This is a genomic window from Burkholderia perseverans (assembly GCF_022870505.1).
GTDB lineage: Bacteria > Pseudomonadota > Gammaproteobacteria > Burkholderiales > Burkholderiaceae > Burkholderia > Burkholderia plantarii.
The window spans coordinates 3,765,757-3,784,229 of the sequence record NZ_CP045094.1 but is presented as its reverse complement, the minus strand read 5'-3'; the positions used below and the strand labels follow the sequence as shown (position 1 = coordinate 3,784,229).

Annotated in this window: 15 protein-coding genes; 11 read left to right on the top strand and 4 right to left on the bottom strand. The window is 66.7% G+C overall.

Annotated features, from left to right (window positions below):
- The first annotated feature begins 13 nt into the window (after positions 1–13).
- The 4 genes from BpN12_RS31385 to purU all read left to right on the top strand — a co-directional run bounded on the left by BpN12_RS31385 (position 14) and on the right by purU (position 3,060).
- Positions 14–580: an adenine phosphoribosyltransferase gene (locus BpN12_RS31385; protein ID WP_246796002.1), complete on the top strand. Its 567-nt coding sequence runs from the start codon at positions 14–16 to the stop codon at positions 578–580.
- Between the two features lie 77 nt (positions 581–657).
- Positions 658–1,272: a LysE family translocator gene (locus BpN12_RS31380; RefSeq protein ID WP_042626030.1), complete on the top strand. Its 615-nt coding sequence runs from the start codon at positions 658–660 to the stop codon at positions 1,270–1,272.
- A 6-nt stretch (positions 1,273–1,278) separates the two neighbouring features.
- Positions 1,279–2,130 (top strand): NUDIX hydrolase, encoded by an 852-nt coding sequence (locus tag BpN12_RS31375; protein WP_246796001.1) that lies wholly within the window; start codon positions 1,279–1,281, stop codon positions 2,128–2,130.
- Between the two features lie 48 nt (positions 2,131–2,178).
- Positions 2,179–3,060, top strand: coding sequence for a formyltetrahydrofolate deformylase (gene purU / locus BpN12_RS31370; protein WP_246796000.1), 882 nt, complete (start codon positions 2,179–2,181; stop codon positions 3,058–3,060).
- Positions 3,061–3,106: 46 nt separating this feature from the next.
- On the opposite strand, the gene BpN12_RS31365 is transcribed toward purU, so the two are convergent.
- Positions 3,107–4,192, bottom strand: a complete 1,086-nt coding sequence (locus BpN12_RS31365) for an AI-2E family transporter (RefSeq protein ID WP_246795999.1) — start codon at positions 4,190–4,192, stop codon at positions 3,107–3,109.
- A gap of 231 nt (positions 4,193–4,423) precedes the next feature.
- Positions 4,424–7,294, bottom strand: coding sequence for an excinuclease ABC subunit UvrA (uvrA, locus tag BpN12_RS31360; protein ID WP_246795998.1), 2,871 nt, complete (start codon positions 7,292–7,294; stop codon positions 4,424–4,426).
- 228 nt (positions 7,295–7,522) lie between these two features.
- Here uvrA and BpN12_RS31355 point away from each other — a divergent pair, with 228 nt between their 5' ends.
- The 7 genes from BpN12_RS31355 (at position 7,523) to BpN12_RS31325 (ending at position 14,949) form a co-directional block, all read left to right on the top strand.
- Positions 7,523–8,710 carry an MFS transporter gene (locus tag BpN12_RS31355; protein WP_246795997.1) on the top strand — a complete coding sequence of 396 codons (1,188 nt, stop codon included), beginning with the start codon at positions 7,523–7,525 and terminating at the stop codon, positions 8,708–8,710.
- Positions 8,711–8,789: 79 nt separating this feature from the next.
- Positions 8,790–9,362 carry a single-stranded DNA-binding protein gene (locus BpN12_RS31350; protein WP_246795996.1) on the top strand — a complete coding sequence of 191 codons (573 nt, stop codon included), beginning with the start codon at positions 8,790–8,792 and terminating at the stop codon, positions 9,360–9,362.
- A gap of 839 nt (positions 9,363–10,201) precedes the next feature.
- On the top strand, positions 10,202–10,966 hold the full coding sequence (locus BpN12_RS31345; RefSeq protein WP_246793050.1) for an SDR family NAD(P)-dependent oxidoreductase: 765 nt from the start codon (positions 10,202–10,204) through the stop codon (positions 10,964–10,966).
- Positions 10,967–11,035: 69 nt separating this feature from the next.
- The gene (locus BpN12_RS31340) at positions 11,036–11,743 is read left to right on the top strand and encodes a pirin family protein (protein ID WP_246795995.1); all 708 of its coding nucleotides are present in this window, start codon (positions 11,036–11,038) and stop codon (positions 11,741–11,743) included.
- A gap of 231 nt (positions 11,744–11,974) precedes the next feature.
- A complete protein-coding gene (locus BpN12_RS31335) occupies positions 11,975–12,361 on the top strand; it encodes a response regulator transcription factor (RefSeq protein WP_246795994.1) in 387 nt (128 codons plus the stop codon).
- Between the two features lie 55 nt (positions 12,362–12,416).
- On the top strand, positions 12,417–14,318 hold the full coding sequence (locus BpN12_RS31330) for a PAS domain-containing sensor histidine kinase (RefSeq protein WP_425306383.1): 1,902 nt from the start codon (positions 12,417–12,419) through the stop codon (positions 14,316–14,318).
- Complete coding sequence (locus tag BpN12_RS31325) at positions 14,308–14,949, top strand: response regulator transcription factor (RefSeq protein WP_246795992.1); 642 nt, start codon at positions 14,308–14,310, stop codon at positions 14,947–14,949. Before BpN12_RS31330 ends, BpN12_RS31325 begins: the two co-directional genes overlap by 11 nt.
- 27 nt (positions 14,950–14,976) lie before the next feature.
- Here the strand turns inward: BpN12_RS31325 and BpN12_RS31320 are convergent, their stop codons facing one another.
- Together BpN12_RS31320 and BpN12_RS31315 are read right to left on the bottom strand one after the other, a co-directional pair.
- Positions 14,977–16,404 carry an MFS transporter gene (locus tag BpN12_RS31320; protein WP_246795991.1) on the bottom strand — a complete coding sequence of 476 codons (1,428 nt, stop codon included), beginning with the start codon at positions 16,402–16,404 and terminating at the stop codon, positions 14,977–14,979.
- Positions 16,382–18,175 (bottom strand): ATP-binding protein, encoded by a 1,794-nt coding sequence (locus BpN12_RS31315; protein WP_246795990.1) that lies wholly within the window; start codon positions 18,173–18,175, stop codon positions 16,382–16,384. The genes BpN12_RS31320 and BpN12_RS31315 overlap by 23 nt, the downstream gene beginning before the upstream one ends.
- Positions 18,176–18,473: the final 298 nt, after the last annotated feature.

Genomic DNA, 18,473 nt, shown 5'->3' with positions numbered 1-18,473 from the left:
TTTGGAGAAGTTCATGAGCTACCAGCCGTCGGGCGTGTCGCCCGATCCCGCCGAGTTCGTCCGCCGCCATGTGCGCACGGTGCCGGACTGGCCGCAGCCGGGCGTGCAGTTCCGCGACATCACGCCGATCCTGCAGAGCGCGAAGGCGCTGCGCGTGCTGGTCGACCTGCTGGTCGAGCGTTATGTCGACGCCAAGCTCGACTACGTGGCCGGGCTCGACGCGCGCGGCTTCATCATCGCGCCGATCGTCGCTTATGAACTGAACGTCGGCTTCATCCCGATCCGCAAGGTCGGCAAGCTGCCGTACAGGACGCAGTCGGAATCCTACGAGCTCGAATACGGCAGCGCGACGGTGGAGATCCACGAGGACGCCTGCAAGCCCGGCGATCGCGTGATCATCGTCGACGACCTGATCGCCACCGGCGGCACCATGATGGCCGGCAAGAACCTGCTCGAACGGCTCGGCGCGAGCGTCGTGGAAGGCGCCGCGATCATCGACCTGCCCGATCTCGGCGGCTCGGCGCTGCTGCGCGGCGCGGGCCTGCCGCTCTACGCCGTCACCGAATTCGCGGGTCACTGAGCCGCGCTGCCGGGCACGCCGGGCCGGCCCCGGCGTGCCGCGTTCCCTCTCACTCTCCGTCAGCGAACCGTCCTGTCATGCCGAGCTTCCTGCTGTTCCTCGCCGCCTCGATCGCGATCACGGTCGCGCCCGGTCCCGACAATCTCCAGGTGCTCGCGCGCGGCATCTCGCAAGGCCGCGCCGCGGGCCTCGTGGCCGCGCTCGGCTTCTCGGCCGGCGTGATGTTCCATACCACGCTGGCCGCGTTCGGCGTGGCCGCGCTGCTGCGCTCGTCGCCGCTGGCGTTCCACGTGCTGAAGCTGGCGGGCGCCGCCTACCTGATCTGGATCGGCATCAAGGCGCTGCGCAGCCAGGGGCTGGCCGCCGCGGCCACGCGCGGCCCGCAGCCGCTCGCGACGATCTTCCGGCAGAGCGTGATCGGCAACCTGCTGAACCCGAAGGTCACGCTGTTCTTCGTGGTGTTCCTGCCGCAATTCGTCGATACGCACGGCGCACAGCCGGTGTCGCTGCAGATGCTCGAGCTCGGCGTGCTGTTCATGCTGCAGTCGGCCGTGGTGTTCTCGGCGTTCGGCCTCGGCGCGGGCGTGCTCGGCGCCTGGCTCAAGCGCCGGCCGCGCGCGGGCGTCTGGCTCGACCGGCTGGCGGGAGCGACCTTCATCGGGCTCGGCCTGCGCATCGCGTTCAAGGACTGAAGCGCGATGAGCTTTCCGTCCATCGCGGCCGCGCGCCGCTTCGACGCCGCCGCGCACTTGCCGTTCGTGATCGCCGGCGAGCGCTTCGGCTGGATCCGGCGCCGCGATCTCGACGCGCTCGCGCGCTGGCCCGACGTGTTCGAGATCGGCGCCGCGCAAGTGGAGCTGGCCGCCGCGCTCGATACGCCCGACACGCGCAGCATGGCGCTCGCGAGCGTGACGGGCGCGCTCGCCGCCGACGGGCTGATCCCCGGCTGGCGCAACGAGATCTACGCGATCCGCAACGCGTTCGACGCGCCGCCCGCCGCCTACATCGAGCGGGCCGCCTCGCGCTTCTTCGGCACCCTGACCTACGCGGTTCACCTGAACGGCATCGTAGAATACGCGCCGGCCGAGCCGCTGCGGATGTGGCTTGGCCGACGCAGCGACACCAAGGCGACCGATCCCGGCATGCTCGACAACGTGGTGGCGGGCGGGATCGGCTGGGGCCTCGGCGTGGAGGCGACGCTCGCCAAGGAGTGCTGGGAGGAAGCCGGGATGCCGGCCGAACTGGCCGCGCGCGCGATCGCGGGGCGCACCGTCCACGTATTGTGCTCGCTGCCCGAAGGCACCCAGGCCGAGCAGATCTTCGTCTACGACCTGCCGCTGCCGCGCGATTTCGTGCCGCGCAACCAGGACGGCGAAGTGGCCGAACACCGGCTCGCGCGGGCCGACGAGGTGCTGCGCTGGCTCGAAGCCGGCGCGATGACGATGGACGCGAGCCTGGCGACGCTCGACAGCCTGCTGCGCCATCGCGTGCTCGCGCCCGACGCCGCGCCGGGCATCGACGCGCTGTTCGCCCCGCCGCCGGCGGCCTGACGGCGCCAGGAAGCCAGGAATTCAACCGATTGGAATGGAGGTGCGGTCATGTCGACCGACCATAGCTTTATCCTGAAATTGTCATGCCCCGACAAGCACGGCATCGTGCATGCCGTGTCGGGTTTCCTGTTCGAGCGCGATACCAACATCGTCGATTCCGCGCAGTTCGGCGACAGCCGCACCAATGAATTCTTCATGCGCGTCCATTTCGACCAGGCGAGCGCGGCCGATGCCGGCGCCGCGCTCGACACGCTGCGCGGCGAGTTCGCGCCGCTCGCGGAGCGCTTCGCGATGCGCTGGGAGCTGCACGACGCGTCGGTCAAGCCGCGCGTGGTGATCCTGGTCTCGAAGATCGGCCACTGCCTGAACGACCTGCTGTTCCGCTACCGCACCGGCCAGCTGCCGATCGAGATCGCGGCGATCGTCTCGAACCACAAGGATTTCTACCAGCTCGCCGCCAGCTACGACGTGCCGTTCCACCATTTCCCGCTGATCGCGGGCGCGTCGGCGGAGGCGAAGGCCGCGCAGGAGGCGCGCGTGCTGGAAGTGATCGACGAGCATTCGGCGGACCTGGTGGTGCTCGCGCGCTACATGCAGATCCTGTCGCAGAACCTGTGCCAGCGCCTGGCCGGCCGCGCAATCAACATCCACCATTCGTTCCTGCCGAGCTTCAAGGGCGCGAAGCCGTACTACCAGGCGTTCGACCGCGGCGTGAAGCTGATCGGCGCGACCGCGCACTACGTGACGACCGATCTCGACGAAGGTCCGATCATCGAGCAGGAAGTCGAGCGCGTCGACCACAGCATGACGCCGGAGCAGCTGACCGCGATCGGCCGCGACGTCGAATGCGTGACGCTCGCGCGCGCCGTGAAATGGCACGTCGAGCACCGCATCCTGCAGAACGGTTCGAAGACGGTGGTATTCCGTTGAGGACGGGAGCGGGCGAGGGCCGGCCGCACGAGCCATGCCCGCCCGCTCAGATTAGGCGCAGCATCGCGAGCTCGCGCTTCAGGTAGGCGTAGAAGATCGGCGCGGCGATCACGCCCGGTACGCCGAACGCGGCTTCCATGACGAGCATCGCGAGCAGCAGCTCCCAGGCGCGCGACTCGATCTGGCCGCCGATGATGCGCGCGTTCAGGAAGTACTCGAGCTTGTGGATCAGGATCAGGAACGTGAGCGAGGCGAGCGCGGTGCCCACGCCCACCGACAGCGAGATCGCCACGATCAGCGTGTTCGAGATCAGGTTGCCGATCACCGGCATCAGCCCGACGATGAACGTGACGAGCACCAGCGTCTTGCCGAGCGGCATCTTCACGTGGACGATCGGCAGCACGGCAAGCAGGTAGATCGCCGTGAACGTCGCGTTGATCGCCGAGATCTTGATCTGCGCGAACACGATCCGCCGGAACGCTTCGGCGAACAGCGAGACGCGCGCGAGCAGCGCCGTGGACAGCGGGCGGCGCGTCTTGCTGCGATCGACGCCGATCGCGATCATCGCGCCGATGATCATGCCGAACAGCACGTGGCCGAAGATCCGCGCGGCGCTCTTGCCGCCGGCCTGGAGCTGGTCCATGTGCTTCGACATCAGGCCGGTGGCCTTCACCTTCATCTGCGTGGCGTCCACCGGCAGCACGTTGGCGACCCAGCCCGGCACGCGTCCGCGCGCCTGGTCGACCAGCTGCATCATCTGGCCCATCAGCCCCTGCAGGTTCGGCACCGTGTGCTCGACGTGATCGATGACCGCGGCCGTGAGCCCGGCCAGGCCGCCCACGATCACCACCGACAGCAGCACCACCGACAGCCAGCGCGCGCGCCCGCTCGACATGTGGCGCTCGATCGCCGGCGAGATGGTGTGAACCAGCTGGTAGACGAGCAGCCCGGCCAGCAGGCCGGACAGCAGTTTCAGGTGGAGGATCAGGAACAGGCCGAGGATCGCGAGGAGATAGCTGCCGATCTCGATCGCCGACAGCCTCGGCAGGCTGAAATCGCTCGTCAGCCTGACACTGCGCAGATGAGGCTCGCGAGGCGGGGTGTCTCGCGTCGACTCGGTTTGCTTCTCCATGACTGTTCCTGGTTCCGTCGGACTGGTTCGCACGCACGTGGACAGGCGCGCGCCTTCCGCATCGCGCGAGTATAACAACGATTGAAGGCGGAAAAAGCCGGTGCGGATACCGAGTGACGGCCGCGGCGGCCCGCGCCGCGCGGCGCCGGAGCAGGCGCGGCAGCGGGTGGCGCGGCAGGTGGGGCGAGAAGCCGGACAGGCTGCCGGGCGGCAGGGCGCCCGGCGCGGCGCTTATTTCTTCGCGCGCTTGAGCAGCGGCGCGAGGTACTTGCCGGTGAAGCTCGCCTTGGTCTTCGCCACCGTTTCGGGCGTGCCCTGCGCGATGATCTGGCCGCCGCCCGCGCCGCCTTCCGGCCCGAGGTCGATCACCCAGTCGGCGGTCTTGATCACGTCGAGGTTGTGCTCGATGATCACCACCGTGTTGCCCTGGTCGCGCAGCCGGTGGATCACCTCCAGCAGCAGCGCGATGTCGTGGAAGTGCAGGCCGGTGGTCGGTTCGTCGAGGATGTAGAGCGTGCGGCCGGTGTCGCGCTTGGACAGTTCGAGCGAGAGCTTGACGCGCTGCGCCTCGCCGCCCGAGAGCGTGGTGGCCGACTGGCCGAGGCGGATGTAGCCGAGGCCGACGTCGAGCAGCGTCTTGAGCTTGCGCGAGATCACCGGCACCGCGGCGAAGAACTCGTGCGCATGCTCGACCGTCATGTCGAGCACCTCGCTGATGCTCTTGCCCTTGTACTGGACCTCGAGCGTCTCGCGGTTGTAGCGCTTGCCGTGGCAGACGTCGCACGGCACGTAGACGTCGGGCAGGAAGTGCATCTCCACCTTCAGCACGCCGTCGCCCTGGCACGATTCGCAGCGCCCGCCCTTGACGTTGAACGAGAAGCGGCCCGGATCGTAGCCGCGCTCCTTCGCGCTCGGCACGCCCGCGAACAGCTCGCGGATCGGCGTGAACACGCCCGTGTAGGTGGCCGGGTTCGAGCGCGGCGTGCGGCCGATCGGCGACTGGTCGACGTTGATCACCTTGTCGAAGTGCTCGAGCCCCTCGATCGACTCGTAGGGCGCCGGCTCGGCCGCGGCGCCGTACAGGTGGCGCGCCACCGCGTGATAGAGCGTGTCGTTGATCAGCGTCGACTTGCCCGAGCCCGACACGCCGGTGATGCAGGTCAGCAGGCCGACCGGCAGTTCGAGCGAGACGTGCTTGAGGTTGTTGCCGTGCGCGTCGTCGATGCGCAGCATGCGCTCCGGGTCCGGCGCGATGCGTTCGTCCGGGTAGTCGATGGTCTTCTTGCCGACCAGGTACTGGCCCGTCAGCGACGCCGCGTTGGCCTGCACCTGCTTCGGCGTGCCCTCGGCGATCACCACGCCGCCGTGCTCGCCGGCGCCCGGGCCCATGTCCACCACGTAGTCGGCGGTGCGGATCATGTCCTCGTCGTGCTCGACCACGATCACCGAGTTGCCGAGGTCGCGCAGGTGCTTGAGCGTGCCGATCAGCCGGTCGTTGTCGCGCTGGTGCAGGCCGATCGACGGCTCGTCGAGCACGTACATCACGCCGGTCAGGCCCGAGCCGATCTGCGAGGCGAGCCGGATGCGCTGCGCCTCGCCGCCCGAGAGCGTTTCCGCGCTGCGTTCGAGCGAGAGGTAGTCGAGCCCGACGTTGTTGAGGAAGGTCAGCCGCGCGACGATCTCCTGGATCACCTTGTCGGCGATCTCGCGCTTGGCGCCGTCGAGCGTCAGCGCGCCGAAATGGGCGAGCGTGTCGCGCAGCGGCCAGCCGCTGACTTCGTAGATCGCGCGCGCCTGCTCGCCGCTGCCCACGCGCACGAAGCGCGCCTCGCGGCGCAGCCGGGTGCCGTGGCAGGACGGGCAGGGCTGGTTGTTCTGATACTTCGCGAGCTCCTCGCGCACCGCGGCCGAGTCGGTCTCGCGGTAGCGCCGCTCCAGGTTCGGGATGATCCCCTCGAACACGTGCTCGCGGATCGAGGTGCGGCCGCGCTCGTTGATGTACGAGAACGGGATGGTCTGCTTGCCCGAGCCGTACAGCAGGATCTTGCGGACTTTTTCCGGCAGGTCCTCGAACGCCAGGTCGAGGTCGAACTCGTAGAACGCCGCGAGGCTCTGCAGCATCTGGAAGTAGAACTGGTTGCGCTTGTCCCAGCCCTTCACGGCGCCGGCCGCGAGCGACAGCGACGGATGCGCCACCACCCGCTTCGGATCGAAGAACGTGATCTGGCCGAGGCCGTCGCATTCGGGGCAGGCGCCCATCGGGTTGTTGAACGAGAACAGGCGCGGCTCGAGTTCCTGCAGCGAATACGAGCAGATCGGGCAGGCGAACTTCGAGCTGAACAGGTGCTCGCGGTCGGTGTCCATCTCGAGCGCGATCGCGCGGCCGTCGGCCAGGCGCAGCGCCGTCTCGAACGATTCGGCGAGCCGCTGCTTCATGTCCGGGCGCACCTTGAGGCGGTCCACCACCACGTCGATCGTGTGCTTGTCGTTCTTCTTCAGCTTCGGCAGCGTCTCGACTTCGTAGATCTTCGCCACGCCCTCGTTGGCCGTGCCGCCGCCCGAGCGGACCCGGAACCGCACGAAGCCCTGCGCCTGCATTTCCTCGAACAGTTCCGCGTGCTCGCCCTTGCGGTTCGCGACCACGGGCGCGAGGATCATCAGCTTGGTTTCCTCCGGCAGCGCCAGCGCCGCGTCCACCATCTGCGAGACGCTTTGCGCCTCGAGCGGGATCTCGTGATCGGGGCAATAGGGCGTGCCGACACGTGCGTACAAAAGTCGCAGGTAGTCGTGGATTTCCGTGACGGTGCCGACGGTCGAACGCGGGTTGTGCGAGGTCGCTTTCTGTTCGATCGAAATCGCCGGGGAGAGCCCCTCGATCAGGTCGACATCGGGCTTCTCCATCAGCTGAAGGAACTGCCGCGCATAGGCGGACAGGCTTTCGACGTAGCGCCGCTGCCCTTCCGCATAAAGGGTATCGAACGCCAACGACGATTTGCCCGATCCCGACAGCCCCGTGATTACGATCAGCTTGTGGCGCGGGAGGTCGAGATTGACGTTCTTCAGGTTGTGGGTGCGAGCCCCACGGATACGGATCTGTTCCATGAACCTGGCGAAAGAGGAGGAAACCAAACCTGCTACTATAACGGCTTTTCGAGACCGTCGTTTCGGGCTGCCAGGACCCGATTCCGCCCGCGGCGGACGTGGTTCGGGGCGCTCGCCGCGTACCTCGCCGGTGCGCGCGAAACGAGCCAGCGACGGGACTCGAGCCGGCCAGGATTCCCGCCGCCCGGTACCGGGTGGTTGCCCGCTCAAATCGACAATCTTCCCCCGATGTCCAATCCGTCTGCTTCACCCGTCCGCATGAGTGCGCCTGAATTACGCGCGACCGCCTCGCTCGCGGCGATCTTCGCGCTGCGCATGCTGGGCCTGTTCATGATCATGCCGGTGTTTTCCGTCTACGCGAAAACGATCCCCGGCGGCGACAACGTGCTGCTCGTCGGCATCGCGCTCGGCGCCTACGGCGTCACCCAATCGCTGTTCTACATCTTCTACGGCTGGGCCTCCGACCGCTTCGGCCGCAAGCCCGTGATCGCGTTCGGGCTGCTGGTGTTCGCGCTCGGCGCGTTCATCGCCGCGTTCGCGCACGACATTACCTGGATCATCGTCGGGCGCGTCGTGCAGGGAATGGGGGCGGTATCGTCGGCGGTGCTCGCGTTCATCGCCGACCTGACCTCCGAGCAGAACCGCACCAAGGCGATGGCGATGGTGGGCGGCTCGATCGGCGTGTCGTTCGCGGTGGCGATCGTGGGCGCGCCGATCGTGTTCCACTGGGTAGGGATGAGCGGCTTGTTCTGGATCGTCGGCGTGCTGTCGATCCTCGCGATCGGCGTGGTGATCTGGATCGTGCCCGACGCGCCGAAATCGGCCCATGTGAAGGCACCGTTCGCCGAGGTGTTGCGCAACGTCGAACTGCTGCGCCTGAATTTCGGCGTGCTGGTGCTGCATGCCACGCAGACCGCGCTGTTCCTCGTGGTGCCGCGCCTGCTGGTGGACGGCGGGCTGCCGGTGGCGTCGCACTGGAAGGTGTACCTGCCGGTGATGGGGCTCGCGTTCGTCGCGATGGTGCCGGCCATCATCGTCGCCGAGAAGCGCGGGAAGATGAAGCCGGTGCTGCTCGGCGGCATCGCCGCTATCCTGATCGGCCAATTGCTGCTCGGCTCGACGCCGCATACGATTGTGATCGTCGCGGCCGTGCTGTTCGTCTACTTCCTCGGTTTCAACATTCTCGAGGCCTCGCAGCCGTCGCTGGTGTCGAAGCTCGCGCCGGGTTCGCGCAAGGGCGCGGCCACCGGCGTCTACAACACGACGCAGTCGATCGGCCTCGCGCTGGGTGGCGTGGTGGGCGGCTGGCTGCTGAAGACGGGCGGCGCGAACGAGGTTTTCTATACCTGTTCGGCGCTCGTGGCGGTCTGGCTTATAATCGCCGCCAGCATGAAACGGCCGCCGCGCAAGGCCTGACGGGCGTCGCGCCGCAGCCGTTTCGCGGGCCGGCGCGAGGCATGCGCCACGGCCGGCAACGAATCTTTTGGAGAAATACATGGCATCCGTCAACAAGGTCATTCTCGTCGGCAATCTGGGCGCCGACCCCGAAGTGCGCTACCTGCCGAGCGGCGACGCGGTGGCGAACATCCGCCTCGCGACGACCGATCGCTACAAGGACAAGGCGAGCGGCGATTTCAAGGAAATGACCGAGTGGCACCGCGTGGCGTTCTTCGGCCGGCTGGCCGAGATCGTCAACGAGTACCTGAAGAAGGGCTCGTCGGTGTACATCGAAGGGCGCCTGCGCACGCGCAAGTGGCAGGGCCAGGACGGCCAGGACCGTTACTCGACCGAAATCGTCGCGGACCAGATGCAGATGCTGGGCGGCCGGGGCGGCGCGGGCGGCGGCGGTGGTGGTGATGAGGGTTACGGCGGCGGCGGCGGTGGCGGCGGCGGCGGCTATGGTGGTGGTGGCCGCGGCGGCGACATGGAGCGTGGCGGTGGTGGCGGCGGCCGTGCTTCCGGCGGTGGCGGTGCCTCGCGCGGCGGTAGCGGCGGCGGTGGTTCGAGCCGCCCGAGCCAGCCGGCCGGTGGCGGGTTCGACGAGATGGATGACGATATTCCGTTCTGAGACGGAATATTTAGTACCAATGTAAAGAAAGCCTCGGGTTTTGCTGCCAATCAACAGGTTGGTGGGATACTCCGGGGCTTTTTTCTTTGACGCATACGATCTGCTGGGCGGAATGTTCTGAACCGGTAGAAATGGGCGCCATCTCACTGGTGGAACTCCAATTGATCCGCCAGGTTTACCGATCGTTCACATAACCGAATGCTGCCTGGCCAAACTGCGTGCAGGCAGCTCGGGGCGCTCGAGCGCTCGTCGGCGTATCGACGCGCTCAAGATCACACTTCACTTCCTCGCTTCGCGCCGGATTGATCTGGTCGAACGCGCGGCTGAGCATTCCCTCCCGAACCTCAACGAACCGGTGACGCTTGCCGATCACTGCCGTGCGTGGCGAAAACCTGGGTGCTGGACGGCGGCGGTTAGCGCTCCGTATGCAGCGGTGCGCTTTGGGACCGCGCTGGATTACATCGTTTGGGTCTCGGCGCCGGTAAGCGCTCGAATCACGGATCCACGTCAACGCGAGTTGGCACGACGTGCAGTCGAACCCGCGAGCCGAAGCGGCGCCACGCCAAACGACACCGTGGCTGCCGATACGCCCGTCGCCCGCGCGGCGGTAGCTAACGATCCTTCCTCCGCTATCCCCTGGTGAACATCGCGAGGCCATCGAAATCAGGCCATGTCGACGTGCGCAATGATCATTTCAATTTCGCAACGTTAGTTTTCTATCTGTTCTATTTCGGAAAGATGGGGCCGTCGATATTCTTCACACATCGCAGCACACAACCCGTCGCGAACGCCACCAGCCGGGGGCGTCAACCGAATCAACCGAACACCGGAGAATCATCATGGCACGCAAGCTCGACAACAAGATCGCCCTCGTCACCGGCGCCACCACCGGCATCGGCCTGGCCACCGCGCAACGCTTCGCCGCCGAAGGCGCGCACGTCTACCTGACCGGCCGCCGCCAGGCCGAACTCGACGCGGCCGTCGCCTCGATCCGCGAAGCGGGCGGCGCCGCCACCGGCCTGCGCGTCGATTCCACGAAGTTCGACCAGCTCGATGCGCTGTATGCGCAGATCCGCGAAGCGCACGGCCGCCTCGACGTGCTGTTCGCCAACGCCGGTGGCGGCTCGATGCTGCCGCTCGGCGAGATCACCGAAGCCCACTTCGACGACACCTTCGACCGCAACGTGAAGGCCGTGCTGTTCACGGTGCAGAAGGCGCTGCCGCTGCTGGCCGACGGCGCGTCGGTGATCCTGACCGGCTCGACGGCCGGCAGCGCGGGCACCGCGGCGTTCAGCGTCTACTCGGCCTCGAAGGCGGCGGTGCGCGCGTTCGCCCGCAGCTGGATTCTCGACCTGAAGCCGCGCCGCATCCGCGTGAACACCATCAGCCCGGGCGCGACGCGCACGCCCGGCCTGCTCGACCTGGCCGGCCAGGACGAAGCGCAACGGCAGGGGCTGGCCGACTATCTGGCCGCGCAGATCCCGCTGGAACGCCTCGGCGAGCCGGAGGAAATCGCGAGCGCGGCGCTGTTCCTGGCCTCGGACGACGCGAGCTTCGTGAACGGCGCGGAACTGTTCGTCGATGGCGGCCAGCAGCAGATCTGAATGCGGGACCGGGCGGCACGGCGCGCGAGTCCGGCGCACCCCGCCCGGCCCTTTCGAGAGCCACGCATCATGATCGAACCTCGCTGCTTCACGTCGCTGGGCTGCCTCTCGCGCGACTGGCTGAACACGCGGCTGCATTTCCGCCACGGCGATCTCGGCGGCGCCGGGCATCATCCGCTCGGCCCGCTGATCGTCTGGAACGACGACGAGATCGCGCCGCACTCGGGCTTCGGCCTGCATCCGCATCGCGACGTCGAGATCGTGACCTGGGTGCGCTCGGGCGCGATCACGCACGAGGACGACGCGGGCAATCGCGCGCGCATCGTCGCCGGCTGCACGCAGGCGATGAGCGCGGGCAGCGTCGTCCATCACGCCGAGCGCAACGCGGAAGGCGTGCCGGCACGGCTATTCCAGATCTGGCTGCATCCGCGCGCGCTCGGCGGCTCGCCACGCTGGGCGACCCGGAACTGCCCTCGGGAAGGTCGCGAAGGGCGCTTCGTCACGTTGGCAAGCGGCGATCCGCAGGACGTCAGCGAGGGCGCGCTGCCAATCGACGCGGATGCGCGGGTGCGCATCGCAACGCTGCGCGAAGGGGTGGTTTTGCAGTATGCATTGAGGAAGCCTGGCCCGGCTTACCTGGTGACCGACCACGGCCGGCTCAACGTCGGGCAGGTCGGGCTCGGGCCTCGCGATGGTGCCGCCATCCGTAACGAAGGGCAGCTGACATTGACCGCGCTGGACGACACGGATGTCGTGATCGTCGAAGCATTTCGATGAACTGCGGTGTCGGTGCCCGAGGCCCGCAAGCCGCTCGATATCGGGGCGGAAAAGCTCGGACGGTATCGATGGGCGGCCGGGATCGGCAGCCCGACAGGGCATCCAACACTCATACTTTTAGATGGTTTTCGACCTTGAACGCCTACAGTACTATACGTCCCGACTGGCTGACGCGGGACCCGTGGAGTCCCGCCGTCGTCAATGCGAACAAGGCCAAGGACCTCCCCCAGCGTGAGCGCTCACCATGTCGTTTCGATCGTCGAGGACGACGCGTCCGTCCGGGAGGCCACGCGCAGTCTCGTGCGCTCGCTCGGCTGGGACGTTCGTACGTATGCATCGGCAGAGGCGTTCCTAAGTGCCGAGGGGCTCGCGGACGTCGCCTGCATCATCTCGGACGTTCAGATGCCGGGCCTGTCGGGGATCGAGATGTATCGGCGTCTGCTCGAACGGATAGCGCCGCCGCCGATCATTTTCATTACCGCGTTCGAATCCGATCTTTTGCTGCGGCAGGCCGGCGACGTGGGTGCCCTCTGCGTGTTCAGCAAACCCGTGGATGCCGCGCAGATCGGCCAGCGCCTGGACGCGCTTCGCGCCGCCGGGCCCCAAGGGGAGCACTGAGCCAGTGCGGCCGCGGCTGGCATCCAGAATTCCGCCACCGTTCCCCGAGATTCGCATGACAGGATTGCGCAATCCCGGCGACGTCCCGAACTCGCCGATTCGGTGGCCCGGGGCCGAGGCGGGCAGCGGCCTGCCCGGCAATGCCAGCATGGTCTGCCTGCTCGCGGCGGCTGTCGGGCTGGGCGTGTTCCTGGTCGATGCGTTCGCACCCCTGAACATTGCCGTCGCGGTCCTGTATGCGGTGGTCGTGCTGATGGTGTCGTCGGTGGCATCGACCAGCGTCACCGTGGCCGTGGCCTGGCTGTGCATCGCCGTCGACGTGCTCGGCTTTCTGATCTCGCCGAACGATCCGGTGGCGCCGAGTTCAATCGCACGTTGCGGTGTGAGCCTGAGCGCGTTGATCGCGGTGTCGATCCTCGCGGTCCGCAATCAGGGCATTCATGCGATGTTGCGTCACCATGTCGACCTGCTGAATCTCACGCACGATGCGGTCGTCGTCTACGGCCTCGACGATCGCATCACGTTCTGGAGCCACGGCGCGGAGCGTCTCTACGGATGGCGCGCCGACGAAGCGGTCGGCCAGACGCTGCAGGCGCTCACGCAGACGCGCGGTGCCGTCTCTCATGCGGAGATCCGCCGGCAGGCGATCGAGGCCGGCCACTGGCAGGGCGAGCTCGAACGCGTGCGCAACGACGGCGCCGTGTTGCGCGTGTCGAGCCGCGTGATGCTGTCGCGCGATCGCTGGGGGCGGCCCGTCGGGATTCTCTCGACCGACGACGACGTCACCGAAACCCGTCGCATGGAAGGCGAATTGCGCCGGCAGAAAGAAGAGCTGCTGGCGACGCTCGATGCGATTCCGGCGATGGTGTGGAGTTCTCGCGACGACGGTCGGCCCACCTATGTCAATCAACGCTGGAGCGAATACGGTATCGACACCGGGCGCGGCGACAACATGTGGCGAGATATCCTGCATCCCGACGATCTCGTCGAGATCCAGGCCGCGTGGGGCGAGGCGGTCGAACGCGGCAGCTATTTCGAGCGCACCGCGCGATTCCGGCACGGCGACGGCAGCTATCGCTGGACCGTGATCGCGTCGGCGCCGATGCGCGGTGCCGACGGGCGCATCAAGGCGTGGTACGGCGTCAATACCGATATCGAGGCGTTGCGCCAGGCCGAACAAGCGCTCGATCGCTCGCGAAGCGAGCTGGCGCACGCGACGCGGCTGTCGATGCTCGGCGAAATGGCGGCGTCGATCGCGCACGAGGTGACGCAGCCGCTCGCGGCGATCGTCACGACCGGCGAGGCGGGGCTGCGCTGGCTGAATCGCGAGCCGCCCGAGCTTGATGAGGTGCGGGCGTCGATCGAGCAAAGCACGCGTGACGCGAAGCGCGCCACGGAAGTGATCCGGCGCATTCGCGCGCTGGCAAAAAAACGCGATGCGGATGCCGCGCTCGTCGACGTGAACGGGATCATCGAAGAGTCGCTCGAACTCGTGCGGCGGGAAATGCGCAGCCAGGGCGTCGAGTTGAAGGTGTCGCTCGCGGTAGCGCCGCTCGTCGTGTTCGGCGATCGCGTGCAGCTCCAGCAGGTGGTGATCAATCTGCTGATGAATGCCATGCAGGCAATGTCGAGCGTGCCGGGCAACATGCCGTTGAGCGTGGCCACCGCGTGCATCGATGGCGCCGCACGGGTGCGGATCGACGATTCCGGTCACGGCATCAGCGCTGCCGATGCGAAGCTGTTGTTCACGCCGTTCTTCACGACGCGCAAGGATGGCATGGGCACGGGTCTGTCGATCTGTCGCTCGATCGTCGAGGCGCACGGCGGGCATGTCTGGGCGGAAAGCGCGGCAGGCCGCGGCGCGCGCATGCAGTTCACGTTGCCGCTCGCGCAGAATACGTTGCAGAACACCCAACCTGCCGTGCTTGCAGGAAACGAGGAAGCCGATGAACGATGAGAACACTGCCGAGAGCGCACTCGTCTACGTGGTCGACGACCACGACTCGATGCGCGAAGCGCTGACCACGCTGTTGCGCTCGGTCGACCTGAACGTGCTGGCGTTCGCGTCGGCGCAGGAATTCCTGGCGCTCGACAAGCCCGATGTGCCCAGTTGTCTGATCCTCGACGTGCGCCTCAAAGGCCAGAGCGGGCTGGCGGTTCAGGAACAGATCGTTGCGGCTGCGTCGAATCTGCCGATCATCTTCATCACCGCGTACGGGGATATCGAGATGTCCGTGAAGGCGATGAAGAACGGAGCATTCGACTTCCTGGCCAAGCCATTTCGCGATCAAAACCTGCTCGATGCCGTCGCGAGCGCGTTGCTTCACGACAAGCAGCGCCGCGATGCGAGCGGCCATGTCGCCGGGCTGCGCAGCCTCTACGCGGCGTTGTCCCGGCGCGAGCGTGAAGTGATGTCGCTCGTGACGGGCGGCCTCATGAACAAGCAGATTGCCGCCAATCTGGATCTCAGCGAAATCACCGTGAAGATCCATCGCAAGAACGCGATGATCAAGATGGGCGCTCGCTCGCTGGCCGATCTGGTGCTGAAGGCGCAGGCGCTGGGCATCAACGCCGACGTGACGCGCTAGGGCGGTGTTGACGTTGGTTCAGCCCGCCTAGCCATCCACCAGCCGTTTCGGCAGCAGCATCGTGAGCACCACCCCGAGCAACAGGCATCCGATCATCGTCATGACTGGCGCCAGCAGGCTGCCGGAACTCTGCTTCAGATGGCCGACCGTGTAGGGGCCGAAGAAGCCGCCGAGATTGCCGATCGCGCTGATCCAGGCAATGCCGTTCGCCGCGGAGGCTGGGCCCAGCACCGTGATGGGCATGCTCCAGAACACCGGTGGCACCGACAGCAGGCACGCGTTCGCAATGCACAGCCCCATGACGGACAGCCAGAGGTGCTGGTGCAAGGCCGCCGCCAGCGCCAGGCCGAGTGCGGCGACGAACAGCAGCGCTGCCACGTGCAAGCGCCGGGATCGCGTCTTGTCGGCGTTGCGGCCCACCGCGATCATCACGGCGATCGCCACCAGATTGGGTAACACGGTGATCAGGCCAATCCGGAGATCGCCACTGACGCCGAGCGAATGCACGATGGTGGGGGCCCACAGCGTATATCCGTAGATGCCAAACACATCGAGGAAGTAAAGCGCACCAAAGGCCAGAACAAGCGGACTCGAATAGATCTGATCCGGGTGAATGGATTCGCTCGAGGATCGGCTGCGTGCCAGCGCGCTCACGAGGCGGGCGCGGTCCTCGGTGGAATAGCGTGTGCTGGTCGTGACGTCGTCGTCCAGGCGCCACCAGCAGAACGACGCGGCGAGAAACGCGGGCAGCGATTCGACGATCAGCATCCATTTCCAGCCAGGGACATGCATCGCCCCGTCGAAGTACTGCAGGATGAAGCCGGCCGCCGGGGCGCCGATCACGCCTGATAGCGGCAACGCGGCGTAGAACGTCGACAGCATGCGTGCGCGGTAATGGTACGGGAATGACCGCGCGATGTAGTAGACGATGCCCGGCACCAGCCCCGCTTCGGCGATGCCGAGCAGATAGCGCATCACGTAGAACTGCTTCGACGTGGAAACCAGTACCGTCAGCGCCGTCACGGCGCCCCATACAAGAATGATGCGGGTGAGCCAGATTCGTGCGCCAACGCGCTGCAGGATCATGTTGCTGGGCAGTTCGAACACGACATAGCCGAGCGAGAACACGCCCGCGCCGAAACCGAACACCGCATCGGAAAAACCGAGCTGGCCGTGCAATTGCAGCGATGCAAAACTCACGTTCGTACGATCGATATACGCGGCCAGGTACGCCAGCATCAGTACCGGCAGGACCTGCCAGGCGAGGCGACGACAGAGCCGCCGCTCGGTGGCGATATCGGCAGGCGGCGGCGCGGTGGCCGCGGAGGGATGCTTGACGCTCACATGCAAGCCCACTGCACCATCGCGACGCAACGCGTGCGAAGCCGGAATATCGGAGAGCTCGGACGAAGTGGCATTGCCCGCGCTCGCTTCAGGACGGTTCCCGGCGTGCATGACGCTTGCCTTGCCACGGATGGAGGATGTGATTCACGCGGCGACATTCGGTGACTTTCTCGCCGTCGTCGCCAACCGCGCGACGACATGCGCGCAGCCGTTCGTGCGAAGTGAATCCGACCCGATACGGAATCGGTGCCGACTGTGCCATCGGCGGGAGCGACGGTTGCCCGGCCCGATGGCCGGCATCCAGGCTCGACACGGCGCGCCATACATGGCCCGAGGGGGTGGGGAGGCGGGGCGGCATCGCTCGGTCGAACCCATATGAGGCGGAAACGACGGTTGGCGGGAATCCGGTCCCGCGATGGGCTGCCGGCGATGCCATGACCCTTCCGGCCGGGTGGCGTGCCGCCACGGCATCGCCTCCGGATAGATGCTCAACGACGAGCGGGGCGGCCTCCGCGACGTCGAGCGGTGCCGTGTCGGCCGTGTCGGGCGTCTCCGTCTGGCGCATGCGGCGAGCGAATGCCCGCAACATGTTTCCGATGCGGTAACCGCGCATCGCGGACGTCGGCGTTGCCTCGACGTCGATCAACGACTTCAGGACGAGCGCCGCGAGAACATCGAGCATGGTTTCGCTGTCGATCCCGCATCGAGGCGCGATGGCGCAGGCGGCCTCGATCGTAAAGGCGTCCGGCAGCGCGGCAAGCCGGGCGAGCACGCCTAGTTCTTGCGGCGCGAGTCGCGCACAGCTCGACGCGTAGGCCGCTGTCAGCGAGCGATGGCGGGAAGGCACGTCGCGCATGACATTGGCGAGCGCAAGCCATTGCTCGTCGGATTGTTCGAGCACGCAGGACACGCCTAGCGCGGCGGCCCGAGCCGCGGTCAGCTCGAGCAGGAGCGGGTTGCCGCCGGCGCGTCGGCACAGCGCCGCGATCAGCGCCAGTGTGGCCGGCGCTGCCTCGCCGGTTGGCGTTGGCGTATGCCCGGCCGATTCGCCCATGCGTGCAATGAAAAGGCGCACGGCCGGCGACGCACTCAGGTCGGCAGGATTCGACGTGCGGGCAGGCGTATCGAGCGGCGGCACCCGCCAGGTGCGCTCGGGCGCGATATGCAGCGGCTCGCGACTGGTCACGACAATCTGTACGCCCGCGCAGAACGTCGCCAGCGCCTGACAGAACGATGCCGCTTCGTCGATGAACGCATCGCAGCCGTCGAGCACGATGAGGGTGGGGCGCTGCGCGATCGCCGCCACGATCGCAGGCGGGTCGTGAGGGAGCGGCAGCGCGAGTGCCGTTCCGAGCGCGCCCGTTATCGTCGTGCCGGGCACGGCGTCGGCCAGCTCGATGAAGAAGGCTGGCGTATCGCCGATGCGCGAACGCTCGCGCATGAGCTCACGGGCGAGCGTGCTCTTGCCGACACCGGGCGCCCCGACCAGCGTCACCAGCGGCTCGCTGTCGACGAGCGCGTGCAAATCCATGAGTTCGCTTTCACGCCCGATCGGCGTATCGCGTGTCACGGGCGGAACCGGGCGCTGATGGTGCCTGGGCTGCGCGAGACGATAGCCGCGCCCGGATTCCGTGCGGATCCATCCTTGCTTGCCGCCGAACAGCTTGCGCAGTTGGGAGATATGCACATGGATGTTGTTGTCGACGACGAACGTGTGCGGCCAGACGGCGCGCATGATGTCATCCTTCGTGACGAGACAACCCCGAGCGCTTATCAGCAATTCGAGGATATCGAATGCGCGAGGACTCAGCGGTTGTCGTTGGCCACTGATGAAGACTTCACGGCTTTCAAGAGAAACGGTTACCCGATCGAACGTGTACATGTTCGGCTCATTCACGAAAGGTCGTTGGGAAAATCGGCGGAATCACTGCACGCCGGCCGCCGCTCGACTCGCACGCGACGGCAACGGCCGATTGACTGGGCAGATGCTATTGGCCCGATACGCACCGGTCCATCATCTATAGGTGTTAGCAAAAACAGCGTGTGCCGCGGCTTCGGCGTTCGCTGCTTTCTTCAGTGCCACGACGCGGTGAAAGCATGGCCGATGGCGGTGGTTCGTTATGGTTGAAACCGCGTGTTGTCGGTGCCGACTAAAAGCACGATTCGCCGTCATACAAAAG